Source organism: Lentibacillus amyloliquefaciens, from assembly GCF_001307805.1.
Lineage (GTDB): Bacteria > Bacillota > Bacilli > Bacillales > Amphibacillaceae > Lentibacillus > Lentibacillus amyloliquefaciens.
Window position 1 is genome coordinate 723,476 of the sequence record NZ_CP013862.1, and the last position, 12,285, is coordinate 735,760.

The 12,285-nt window shown below is 39.0% G+C and carries 13 protein-coding genes; 9 read left to right on the forward strand and 4 right to left on the reverse strand.

Features of this window, described 5'->3' with window-relative positions; translation table 11 throughout:
* Positions 1 to 256: 256 nt before the first annotated feature.
* Together AOX59_RS03635 and AOX59_RS03640 are read left to right on the forward strand one after the other, a co-directional pair.
* Positions 257 to 2,392 carry a PHP domain-containing protein gene (locus AOX59_RS03635; protein WP_068441982.1) on the forward strand — a complete coding sequence of 712 codons (2,136 nt, stop codon included), beginning with the start codon at positions 257 to 259 and terminating at the stop codon, positions 2,390 to 2,392.
* Positions 2,382 to 2,774 carry a hypothetical protein gene (locus tag AOX59_RS03640; RefSeq protein WP_068441985.1) on the forward strand — a complete coding sequence of 131 codons (393 nt, stop codon included), beginning with the start codon at positions 2,382 to 2,384 and terminating at the stop codon, positions 2,772 to 2,774. The genes AOX59_RS03635 and AOX59_RS03640 overlap by 11 nt, the downstream gene beginning before the upstream one ends.
* Positions 2,775 to 2,965: 191 nt before the next feature.
* Here the strand turns inward: AOX59_RS03640 and AOX59_RS03645 are convergent, their stop codons facing one another.
* A complete protein-coding gene (locus tag AOX59_RS03645; protein WP_068440383.1) occupies positions 2,966 to 4,198 on the reverse strand; it encodes an ISL3 family transposase in 1,233 nt (410 codons plus the stop codon).
* A 221-nt stretch (positions 4,199 to 4,419) separates the two neighbouring features.
* Here AOX59_RS03645 and AOX59_RS19980 point away from each other — a divergent pair, with 221 nt between their 5' ends.
* Both AOX59_RS19980 and AOX59_RS03650 read left to right on the forward strand, forming a co-directional pair.
* Entirely contained in the window at positions 4,420 to 4,617 is a 198-nt protein-coding gene (locus AOX59_RS19980) for a hypothetical protein (RefSeq protein ID WP_169792858.1), read from the forward strand.
* Between the two features lie 127 nt (positions 4,618 to 4,744).
* Positions 4,745 to 5,521: an SDR family NAD(P)-dependent oxidoreductase gene (locus AOX59_RS03650; RefSeq protein WP_068441989.1), complete on the forward strand. Its 777-nt coding sequence runs from the start codon at positions 4,745 to 4,747 to the stop codon at positions 5,519 to 5,521.
* A gap of 116 nt (positions 5,522 to 5,637) precedes the next feature.
* Here the strand turns inward: AOX59_RS03650 and tnpC are convergent, their stop codons facing one another.
* From tnpC to tnpA, 3 genes are all read right to left on the reverse strand, one after another.
* On the reverse strand, positions 5,638 to 7,215 hold the full coding sequence (gene tnpC, locus AOX59_RS03655; protein ID WP_068448116.1) for an IS66 family transposase: 1,578 nt from the start codon (positions 7,213 to 7,215) through the stop codon (positions 5,638 to 5,640).
* A gap of 67 nt (positions 7,216 to 7,282) precedes the next feature.
* Positions 7,283 to 7,639, reverse strand: coding sequence for an IS66 family insertion sequence element accessory protein TnpB (gene tnpB, locus AOX59_RS19110; protein ID WP_082684070.1), 357 nt, complete (start codon positions 7,637 to 7,639; stop codon positions 7,283 to 7,285).
* Positions 7,633 to 7,959 (reverse strand): IS66 family insertion sequence element accessory protein TnpA, encoded by a 327-nt coding sequence (gene tnpA / locus AOX59_RS03660; protein ID WP_068440256.1) that lies wholly within the window; start codon positions 7,957 to 7,959, stop codon positions 7,633 to 7,635. Before tnpA ends, tnpB begins: the two co-directional genes overlap by 7 nt.
* A gap of 273 nt (positions 7,960 to 8,232) precedes the next feature.
* On the opposite strand from tnpA, the gene AOX59_RS03665 reads away from it, so the two are divergent.
* From AOX59_RS03665 to AOX59_RS03685, 5 genes are read left to right on the forward strand one after another with little or no spacing between them, the layout of a single operon-like run.
* Positions 8,233 to 9,531, forward strand: a complete 1,299-nt coding sequence (locus tag AOX59_RS03665; RefSeq protein ID WP_179946422.1) for a 6-phospho-beta-glucosidase — start codon at positions 8,233 to 8,235, stop codon at positions 9,529 to 9,531.
* A gap of 26 nt (positions 9,532 to 9,557) precedes the next feature.
* Positions 9,558 to 9,860, forward strand: coding sequence for a PTS sugar transporter subunit IIB (locus AOX59_RS03670; protein WP_068441996.1), 303 nt, complete (start codon positions 9,558 to 9,560; stop codon positions 9,858 to 9,860).
* Between the two features lie 33 nt (positions 9,861 to 9,893).
* Positions 9,894 to 11,150, forward strand: a complete 1,257-nt coding sequence (celB, locus tag AOX59_RS03675) for a PTS cellobiose transporter subunit IIC (RefSeq protein ID WP_068448118.1) — start codon at positions 9,894 to 9,896, stop codon at positions 11,148 to 11,150.
* A gap of 13 nt (positions 11,151 to 11,163) precedes the next feature.
* Entirely contained in the window at positions 11,164 to 11,922 is a 759-nt protein-coding gene (locus AOX59_RS03680; RefSeq protein WP_068441999.1) for a carbohydrate deacetylase, read from the forward strand.
* Positions 11,912 to 12,274: a PTS lactose/cellobiose transporter subunit IIA gene (locus tag AOX59_RS03685; protein ID WP_068442002.1), complete on the forward strand. Its 363-nt coding sequence runs from the start codon at positions 11,912 to 11,914 to the stop codon at positions 12,272 to 12,274. Before AOX59_RS03680 ends, AOX59_RS03685 begins: the two co-directional genes overlap by 11 nt.
* Positions 12,275 to 12,285 lie beyond the last annotated feature (11 nt).

The window sequence follows — 12,285 nt, forward strand, 5'->3', positions numbered from 1 at the left end:
AAACTGTTTATAGATCGCAGATGAAATTCAGGTTTATTTAGAATACTAAAATTATATGCGGGATCGTTGTAATAGTAACTATTTTATTGTATTTTGTAATAATTTGTAACATAATAGAAATTGAAATGTAAGTAGATCAATTTATTTGAAAAATATTAAAGAGGTAGTTGCATATTGGTTGAGATATTAGGACCATGTTGCTGGGGTTTTAAATGGTAAAGAAACTAGATTTTTAAGGTGAAAGGAGTGTAAGAGTGTGAAAATAGATTTACATTTACATACAAAAAAATGTAAGCAGGGCGACGGATCTAAAAGAAATATTGGTACATCAGACTTTATAAAAAAGATGAGAGAAAATGACGTAGGAATATGTGCAATTACAAATCATAATCATTTTGATATAAGTGCCTATGAAAGAATAATTAATGAAGATCCTGAATTAGTAGTATTTCCTGGCATTGAATTGGATGTGAAATATAGGGGTGAACAATATCATATAATTGTAATTTGTGAACCTCAAAAAAGAAAAATGTTCTATGAAACCTTTGATAATGAAGCGGATAGGGATTATGATGCCTTTTATCTTGAATATAATGACTTCATATACAATATTCAATGTTTCAAACCAGAAGACATAATAGTAATACCGCATTTTCTTGATAAAGATAAAAAACGCTCTTTAAATGTAGAGGCAAAAGATAAACTTTCAAATGACCTAAAGGATTATTTAATTATTTTAGAGGCAGGAAAATTACAAACGATGGGGGTAATAAATGCACATAATGAATTGTCATTAATCGGTAGCGATGTAAATGATTGGGATAAATATAGCGAATCAGAGATACCTGACATTAAATTTAGAATAAGTTCATTTAAAATGTTTTATGAACTTGCCAGTGACACTGCTGTTTTTATAAACACCTATTTGCAAGACACGTTTAAGCATTCGATACCCGTAGAGGTAGATAAAGAAAAACTTAATAATGATATAGAGATTTATGAAGATATAAATGTTATTTTTGGAGAGAAAGGTTCCGGAAAAACAATTTTACTGAAAAACTATTTATTTCCATATTTAAAAAATCAAGGATTGAGTATTTTTTTACATGAAGGTAAGGGATATAATGATCAATACAATAAGATTTTGGATAATTTCAAGGAATCCGTCGTAATAAACGAAAAAATTTTAGGGGCTATAAAAAGGAATTTTGATTTTACTATCAATTATAATGAAGATATCCCATTGGATTTTGTAACCCGTTTTAAAAAATACTATAACAATAATAGTGCCACTAAAAAGGCAGAAAAAATTAAAAAAATTGATTCCAAATTTAGCAATAATAATGTTAACACTTTTGAATCAATTTCATCAAATCTTGAAGAAAAACTTTCAAAAATTATTGATGTGAAACAGATTAACCAACATGTTAGAAAAGAAGAGCAGGAAGAAAAATATTTACTTAACGAACAGTTAAACAATTTAGAATGCGACCTTATAGATTTGGCAGTTAAGGATTGTAAAAAAATGTTCATTAGTAAAAATACTAATTCATTTTTAACGGTCCTCAAAAATTCGATACAAAAAAAGACTGGCAAAGTATCCAAGCCTAACAACATTGGTTTTGCTGGGTTAGTTTCAAATCGGTTAAGAAGAACGGAGGCCAATAATGATTTAAAGAAAAAGTTAAAGGAGGTACAAGATGAAAAAGTTCACAAACTAGGTTACATACCGAATAAAGGAATTGCGTATTTAGTAACAAGTATAGAGGTTTTGCAACCTGATGAGAGCTATAATGAAAGAAAAATATTTGATAGAGATAAAATCAAAATAAACAGAAAAATAATGGAAAAAATTCATAACTTCGATATAAAGGACTTTAAGGAAATAAATGAGTACTTTGATTCGGATGAAAAAATAGTTCTTCCAGATGGGTTTTCCAATGAAATTATTAAGAAAAACAGTGTAGTAAAAATTGAAGGCAATGATAACTATCTTCCCTCGGAAGGTGAAAAAGCGATTATTACAATAAGTGGCTTATTAGAAGATGATAATTATGATTGTTATTTGTTTGATGAAATTGAACGAGGATTAGGTCAAAAATATATAACAGATTATATTATCCCTAAACTCAGAGAGCAAAGGGATAAAGGAAAAACCATCATCATTTCAACACATAATTCCAATATCGCAATAAATACTTTACCTAGTCAAACTATATATTGTGATTATAAAATTGATTCAACTAATATTTACTATTCAGGTAATCTATATACGAATCAACTTATTGGCATAGAAGAAAAAGATGAGTTGGTATGGAAAGAAAAAGCTTTGGTACATTTAGAAGGTAGCGAAGAAATGTTTGGAAAAAGGAGAAATATATATGGAGTCTAGTATATTTGATATTGAATTAGAAACAGTAACAATGGTCGTGAACATTGAAGAGGTAGAAGACCAAGGAAATGAGGTTGTAAATTTTTTTATTGTAGAAGATTTAGATGGTATAAAAATAAATTTAAGTGATAGTGATGTTAATGATATCAAAAGTTTTTACGATGAAGTTTTTGAGTACATTATTTCTGAACAGAAGTTGGTTGAATTTCAATTAGTATATGAAAAGAATAATTTATTTTTTGAAGTTGCTAGTGATATAATTGAACATTTGAATGATGAAATTAAACAATCAAAAGATAACTTTAAAAAAATAATTAGATTAACAAATGATAAAAAAGACTTGATAACAGGTTTTGACACTTCCAAGATGGTCTCACAGTGAAGGGTATTACAACAAATTGGCTATTCGCTATTTAGTGTTGAAAAGTTAGTATAATAGCACCACATAAATCTACCATTCCTTGTTTGCTGCCTGTATTGTCTTGGATGCTTTACAGGTCGTCAAGGAAAGCGCTTGACAACCTGTAAAGCATCCAAGGGAGAGTTGGCAAGCAAACGAAGGAAACACTATAGTCATGGCTCAACAATTAAATCAAGTTTGTTAACTGTCGCGTAGATCATGGCGATGAAATTGTCCGTAGAGCGGTAACCTCGAGCCTTTCTCTTGGCAGCTTGAACCAGGCCATTTATGCCTTCAAGCAGCCCATTGGTCAATTTGGTAATGAACCACCTTAAAATACCGTCCTTGTGCTTTTTCAGTGACTTTGCAGCCTTGATCATAGGTTCCAACTGTGAACGGATGGCCCAGTCATACCATGCATCAAAATAAATATCAGAGGATAGCGGTGATAGTTGCCACATCTTCTGGAGGGATAATTTTATGCGATAGGCACGCCCTGTTTTTAAGTCCATGTCCTTAAGTTTCTGGAATTTACTGTCCTGCTTTTTGGTTAGATTTTCTTGGTTTTTTAGCCACACGTAACGTGAATTTTTCAGTAATGGTTCGGTCGCTTGTTCATGTTTGCGAACCTTATCCAATGCTTCGTTCACCAGCTTCATGACATGAAATTTATCAAATGTGATCGATGCATCGGGGAAATTCGCTTCAATTCCTGCTATAAACGAAGGCGACATATCCGAACATATTTCCCTGATTTGGGAAGGGGAAACGCCTTTGCGTTCAAGGAACTGGCAAAAGTCCTGTAATACATCTGAACTTTTTCCTTCTGTGGCGAACAATAACCGTTTAGTATCCGTGTCGATAAACAGTGTCACGTATTTATGTCCTTTGGCACGGGATGTTTCATCAATGGCGACGCGTGTCACACTGGAGACATCAAGCTCCTTCATCGCTTGATGAACATAATACTTAAATACACGCCAGAGACGGGTATCATGTTCACCAACCTTACGAGCAACAGCTGCCACAGGCATTTCAGCCATTAAGGACATCACATGATAATCAAAGAATAATGAAAACCCGGCACCCGGCCGTGCCCAGTCTATCTTGACGGTACGTATTTTACCGCAGGATTCACAATTAACACGCGGCATTCTGGCATGAAGCAATGTTTGATATTGCCAAAAATCAAGGTGTCGCCATGTGCGATCCTGATCATAAATATCATGGACTTTACAGCCTGGATTTCCACAGTTAGGACATGTAAATTCAGCACCTGATCTGTATTCGATATAGATGTGTAAGGTCTTTTCATCTTTTGCCAGTTCATGATGAAAAACATACCAAGGTTCAGGTATTTCCAAGGCAGATTGAAACATATTATACTTTTCTTCAAAATTCTTCATAAAGCCAACACTCCCGGGTAATTTAATAGTTTTTACCCAGTATGGACAGCTATATGAAACATTAGACTAAACATTAAATAGCGAGGAAGCAACAAATTTATATATTTCGTAACAAGCGTTGCTTTTTCACTGGAGCATGATTTTCTGTAATTGAAGCTGCGTTAATTCAAACATTCTCAACTAAAGAAATAGACGAGTTCCTTTTAAGTATGATATTTAATGTGACAGGATTCTTTAACAGTTCCATTCACGGGCGCAATTCTGGAATAGGGGTTGACGACAAAACGAACAACGATTTAGTGCTGAAAAAGTGTGGATGCATTGGATTCAAGTTAATATTTTATTCATTTATATTCATCATTGCCATAGGTTTAATTCTTGCTTCTATTGCAGGTTATAATGATATGAGCGAGCAATAGACAAGTGACTTCTTCCTATTAAATCAACCTTCCATAAGAAGCGCCATTCAAGACATATGAATAGAAAAAGTAGTAAAATATAGTAGAAAGAACATTTACTACAAAATATTAACTAGAGGTGATTTAAATGCAACTAGAAGGCAAACGAATTATTGTAACTGGTGGCGCCAGTGGAATGGCTGCCGCAACAGTTCGCACCTATGTAAAAGAAGGCGCAACCGTTACGTCAATTGATGTAAATGATGAAGATGGCCGAAAAGTAGCTGAAGAAGTGACAAAAGAGAGCCCTGGTAAAGCTACCTATTACCACTGTGATATCTCCAATCGTGAAGAGGTTCAATCTGTTTTCAAACAGGCAATCGACGAAATGGGCGGTCTGGATGTCTTAGCCCATGTAGCTGCTGTTCAACGTTCTATCCCTGCAGCAGATATCACCGATAAGGACTTCGATTTCCTAATGAATATCAATATTCGTGGCACCATGATTACCAACCAGGAAGCATTCAAAGCAATGCGTGATCAGGATAAAGGTGTCATTATAAACTATGGATCCATTTCAGGCTTGCGTAAAGAAGCTGGCGCAACACTTTATTCTGCGTCAAAAGGTGCTGTTATGTCCTGGACCCGCAGTGTTGCAGCTGAATGGGGACCACACGGCATCCGTGTAAATGCTGTTCTTCCGGCTATCCATACGCCAATGTATGAGGCTGCACGGTCACAATTAACACCAGAACAACTGGAAGCAATGGAAGCAGAAAACCGTAAAGAAATTCCACTTGGTGGCAAATACGGTGACCCGGATGAAGATCTTGGTCCGGTTATGACCTTCTTGGCAAGTGATGCCTCCCGGTTTATCACAGGACAACTTCTTCCTGTTGATGGCGGACAAGCAACCGTTCGATAATATATTGTCATTATCCAGTCTGTGTTTTTAAGTCAGACTGGATTTTGTTTGTGGTCGAGTCCGGTAAGCGTCAAATAAACCCCACCTATTAATGCAGGCGGGGTTTGGTGTATGCTTTATTTAGATTTATTAGGAACGCGACATTCCTCAGGAAGTGTCGTGGACCACGGCAGAAGCTGAGCCAATTGGGCTTTATCTGTTGTATCCATATTGGGAAGCTCTTCAAACAGGTAGCTAAGGTAGTTGAATGGATTCAGTCCATTTTCCTTGGCCGTCTCCACAAGACTATAGATAATCGCACTGGATCTTGCTCCCTTTGCGGTATTGCTAAAAAGCCAATTTTTCCTTCCAAGCACAAAAGGCTTAATGGATCGCTCTGCTCGATTGTTATCGATATCCAATCGGCCATCCTCTAAGAATACCTCTAAACGTTCCCATTGTTTACGACAATATTTGATTGCCTTGCCAAAGGCGCTTTTCGGCAATACGCGTGGCGTCTGTTCTTGAAGCCATGCTAAAAAAGCCTCCAGCACGGGCTGGCTGCGCTCTAAACGCTTTTCATAGCGTTCTTGTGGACTTTTGTCCTTTAAATCACGTTCAATATCAAAAAGCTTATTACAGAAGGCCAAGCCTTCTTTAGCCTTCACGGACGTAGTGGCCGCGGATTCCGGAAGTGCCTTGAGCGCCTCCGTGAAATAACGGCGCGCATGCGCCCAACAACCGACTAAAGTGACGTTAGGGAGAGCGTTATAGCCGGAATACCCGTCTACATGTAAATATCCCTGAAAGCCTTCCAGAAATCGGCGTGGATGTTTGGCAGCCCGGGTTTGCTGATAATCGTACAGGACAATTGGCACATCAGCTTGTCCAGAACGATACAGCCATATGTAGGATTTCGATGTTGCGGGCCGTTCCGGCTCGGATAAAACTTGTAATGGCGTCTCATCCGCATGCAATGCATCTAGCTCCAATAGTCGTGCGTGCATTTCATTGTAAATCAACTCAAGCCAGGTATTGGCACCGTATATCGTCCAATTGGCCAGTGTCTGGCGTGGAATAGACACACCGAAGCGTTCTAAGTGTTTCTCTTGCCGATACAGTGGCATGCTTTCCACATACTTTTGTGTCATAGTATAGGCCATTGCGGACGGAGAGGCCAGGCTGCCTGGAAATACCGGCTCCGGCATCTTCGCTGTCACGATAGGCGTTTCAATTTCATGGCGTTCACAATGGCGACAGCCATATACGTGGCGTACGTGCTCCACGACTTTCACTTGCGCAGGAATAACCTTTAATTCTTTACGCACTTCCGTGCTCATATCGTGTAGCTCTCCGCCGCAGCACGAACAGGCCTGTTCCTCATCGGATAAACGGTACTTAACCGTTTCCGTAGGCAGGTTTTCCAGCTTTTGTTCACGCTGACCGCGCTGTTTCTTGCGTTTATATGTAATCGTTTCGACAGTTGGTTCTTCAACAGTCGTGTCAGTTGTAACTTCGGCCTCATTGAAAAGGGAGAGCTGGTCTTCATCAGTCTTCTCACTGGAGGAGCCGAACCTGCGTTGTTGGCTTAGCCGAAATTGTTCTTCGTACCATTTTAATTTCGTCTCTAACGCCTCGTTTTCCATCTCAAGCTTTTCATTTTGCGCTTTATAATATTCAATTGATTTGTTTGATGTATGCGCTGTTTTTCCCATAAAATAAGTATATGATAAAGAATCCGACTTGCCCAGTCGAATTCCCGTATTTCCATATTTCAATTTTTTATAGAATGGTACGTGCTTTCACTTCCCGGTGTGCCTGCTTCTGTTCAATTGGCAAACCATCTAACAGCCAACGAAGTTGGCGTGGGCTGATATTCATGGGTGCCGTTTCCTTCTCGGATGGCCAATGGAATGTCCCTCTTTCCAGTCTGCGGTAATGGAGCCAAAAGCCATTGTGCTCCCATTGGAGAATCTTCAGCTTATCACGTTTACGATTACAGAACACGAACAGACAAGGGGAAAAGGGATCAAGATCAAAGCATTCTTTTACAATGACCGCCAACCCATCGATGGATTTGCGAAGATCTGTGTTGCCGCGTGCCAAGTACACGCGCTCGAATTGAAAATTCGTCAGCATTGGTTTTGCAGGACATGGATGATATCAGACAGTAGGCCAACATTGGCGCCTGGCCGTACTTCGACGGAGATGGCGTCAAAGTGAATAAAGATGGGTCCTTTTCCTTCAGAAGCTATGGTTTCATCGTCTACTTGGACAGCGAGCCATTGTGTTGGCTCCGGTTCCGGAGAAACCTCGTTATTCTCGAATCGCTGTACCCAATAATATATTTGGTGGACTTTGATTTCCTGAGTACGACACCATTCAGCTACACTTTGTCCGCTTTCTTTCCAGGCATCATAGCGCGCTTTCCATTCTATTCGTTTGTCTTTTAGGGTCATCGCATAACCTCCCGAATTAATTTCTAAGAAGATTATCGCATGATACCCTTTTAATCCTATGTGTATTTTATTTGACGCTTACGTTGAAAAAACAGTGTCTTAGTAGGGCATTTCGATGAGGTGAGGGTAGCCATGTAAATGGTTACCCTCATCTATGTATGGTTAACTTATTGCCACTGTCAACGGAAAAAATCCAACTTAAAATGAATGCGCTTTCATTATAAAATAATAATATTAGATGAATTGAATTATCACAAGAAAGGGTGGTTATCTTTGAAAGGACTGAAACTAACCGTGATTGGAGGGGGATCTTCCTATACACCTGAGTTAATAGAAGGAATTCTTAGCCATCAGGAAGTTTTGAACGTATCTGAAATTTGGCTGGTAGATGTAGAAGCGGGCAAAGAAAAGTTGGCCATTATTGAAGGTTTAACTAAGCGAATGGTTAAAAAAACCGGGTGTTCCATAAAGACTTTTACGACTATCGATAGAAGAAAAGCCATAAAAGATGCTGGTTATATTATTTCACAAATTAGAGTTGGACAACTGGCCATGCGGCGGCATGACGAATATATATCAATTAAACATGGTGTCGTGGGGCAGGAAACAACCGGGGCAGGGGGATTCATGAAAGCCCTGCGAACCATTCCGGTTTTACTTGATATTTGCCGGGATATCGAGGAATTGGCACCAGGTGCATGGTTGTTGAACTTCACAAACCCTGCTGGCATTATTACAGAAGCCATCCTGAAATATAGTAATGTGAAAGTGGTAGGGTTGTGCAATAATCCCATTAATTTTTATAAGAAATTTGCTGAAACCTATAATGTTTCGATTGATGACGTCAGCATTAATTTCACGGGGATTAACCACTTGATTTGGATAACCGGTTTGTATATTAAAGGAAAATCAAGGATAGAAGATATTTTCACCGGCCGGTCAGATAGTTATGAAGCAAAAAACATACCTGCTTTTGGATGGGATTTGGAATTTCTGAAGTCTTTGGGTGCTATCCCATGTGGTTACCATAAGTATTACTATCAGACAGATCAAATTCTGAGTGAGCAGCTTAAGCAATTTGAACAAAATGAGACACGTGCTGATAAAGTTCAATCACTTGAAAATGAATTGTTTGACATCTATAGGGACCCTGAACAAGAGGAAAAACCTAAAGCATTGGAGCAAAGAGGCGGAGCTTATTATTCTGAAGCAGCCATTAATTTAATCAGATCAATTCATCTTAATACAAAAAATGTGCATACACTAAATGTTCGAAATAACGGGACGATTACGTGTCTGCCTGATGATGTGAGTATAGAAGTCAATTGTGTTGTGGAAAGCCATCAGATAACACCGCTTCAAGTTGGTGAAGTTTCACCACAGATTAGGGGGCTTTTGCAAAATGTCAAAGCGTATGAAGAACTCACAGTGGATGCGGCTGTGTATGGTGACAAAGGGCTTGCGCATCAGGCATTGACACTACATCCGCTTGTCCCGTCTGCTGAACGGGCAAAAAAAATTTTAGATGAAATGTTGCTAATAAACAAGGATTTTTTACCACAATTTAACTAACAATTTTTCAAGGGGGATAGCAATCTATGAAAATCACGTTACTATGCGCGTTAGGCATGAGTACAAGTCTTTTAGTAGAAAGGATGAAAAAGGCAGCTGATAGCCGGGGGATTGATGCCGAAATCGAGGCACATTCTGTAGATGATATTGAAGAACAGCTGAAGGATTCTGATGTCATTTTGTTGGGACCACAGATACGTTATAAGAAAAATGAACTGTCTAAAAAAGCAGAAGCAGCGAATATACCGATGGCTGTTATTGATATGAAAGCGTATGGCGTTACGGATGGGGAGAAGGTGCTTGACCAAGCACTGGAGTTGAATAATTAAAGGGGGATAACAGTGAACCGTTTTAATGAATTTATGGAACGTTATTTTATGCCTGTTGCGGGAAAGATGTCTGAACAACGTCACTTGAAGGCAATCAGGGATGGTATTGTTGCAACAATGCCATTGTTGATCATCGGTAGTATATTTTTAATCATATCATCTCCGCCTGTTGAATCATGGTCGAAATTTATGGAACCGTATGCCCCCGCTCTCAGTATACCAGTGGATGCAACATTTGGGCTTCTGGGACTTGTTGCAGTATTTTCGATTGCCTATAGTCTTGCCAAAAGTTACGAGATGGATGAACTGTCAGCAGGTGTGCTCAGTCTTGCAGCGTTTTTTGTTGCAACACCGCTCACTGAAAACGGTAATATACCATTAAACTTAATGGGCAGTGAAGGCCTGTTTATTGCGATTGTGCTGGCTCTTTTTACAGTTGAAGTCTATCGTTTTTTTGAACAGCGAAATATTGTGATTCGTATGCCTGAAGGGGTGCCGCCCTCTGTCTGGCGTGCTTTTACAGCCTTAATTCCAGGGGCAGTGATTATTGCTGCTGTATGGGGGATAGATCTTATATTAAAAAATGCCTTTGATTTGTCCCTGCATGGCGTCGTTGGTGCTGTACTACGTCAGCCACTGGAATCAATGGGTGGAAGTTTATGGGGAGCTATCATTGCCATCATTCTAATTCACTTGTTATGGTCTTTTGGTATTCATGGCATTTCAGTTGTGGCCAGCGTTATGGCCCCGATATGGTATAGTCTGACAGAACAGAATGTGGCCGCACAACAAGCCGGTGAGGAACTTCCGCATATTATTGGTCAGCCTTTTATGGCGATCTGGTGGGCTGTAGGTGGTTCAGGTATGGCGTTGGCATTAACGATTTTATTTGTTTGGCGGGCACGATCAAAGCACTTAAAGGGGCTCGGACGGGGATCCATTTGGGCGAGTTTTTTCAATATTAGTGAGCCGGTCGTATTTGGTGCCCCCATCGTGATGAACCCGTTGTTATTCATACCTTTTATACTGGCGCCATTGGCTGTTGGGATAATCACGTACTTTTCCATGTCACTCGGATTTGTAGGAAAACCTTATGTGATTGTACCGTGGACGACGCCCCCTCCATTTTCAGGTATATTGACCACAGGTGATTGGCGTGGCGGTGTATTAATGACTATAAATCTAATCGTTGCAATCCTTATCTATTACCCGTTTTTCCGTTTGTATGATAAAAAACTTGTACAGGAAGAAAAAGAAAACGATTCAGCTGCAGTCACTAAAGAGGAATAAGGAGAATGTGCTAATGGAAAAGAAGGCACCAGAGGTAATAATCAACGCTGACGACTTTTGTCTGTCACCCGGGGTAACAGCAGGAATACTTTATGCACATCAATATGGCGTTATTTCAAGCACTACTGCGATGATGAACACAGAATATGCAAAAGAAAGTCTGACAGAGGCTAAACAATACCCTGATTTGGGATTAGGCTTGCATTTCGTTCTGGATGCAGGCCACCCTGTTTTTTCGAGTAATAGTAGTTTAACAGACAGAACAGGTCGTTTTTTAAAAGGGAAATCATTAATGGAATCTGCTGAAAAGCAAGATTTGAAAGACGAGCTGGAAGCTCAATTGGAGTTGCTTTACAAATGGTATGGAAATGTGACGCATATCGATAGTCATCATCATATGCATTTGCATATGCCCGGTGTAACGGAAGTGGTTTTGGAAATAGCGGAGCAATGTCAAATACCCATCCGTAAATTTTCCGAAACTGAGATAAGAAAAGATGTGTCGTCTATAGATTTTTTCTGCAAGGAATTTTATGGCGAAAAGCATGTGTCGATTGAAAATTTGCTGGGTATCTTGTCGCGTTTAGAATCTGGCGTTACGGAAATTATGTGCCATCCTGCATTTATGGATTCCTGGTTGCGTGACAAAAGCAGCTATAATAATACTAGAATGAAAGAATTAGAAGTTTTAACAAACACAAGAGTTAAAGAATGGCTGAAAAATTATTCTCTAAATCTAATCCATTATGGAGGGCTGAGCCATGAATGTTGAGAACTTTTCAATGACGATCATTTTACATGCTGGAAATGCCAAAAATTATCTGCACGAAGCGCTTCAACATGCCAGAAAAGCAGCATTTGATCAAGTTGAACCAAAGATGAAGCAAGCCTCTGATGAGTTATTGGCAGCGCATAAAATACAGACAAAGTTTATTCAGGAAGATACAAAGGAGGGGTTAACAAACCTGTCGGTATTGCTGGTTCATGCTCAGGACCATTTAATGACGGTCATGTCTGAAAAGAGTCTGATTGAAGAGATGATTGAGATGTATCGGAACCAGAACGATTTACATGAGAAAGTTAATCGTTTAGTCGAGGAGTGCAGCACTGGAAAATCTTCATGATCATACATCAC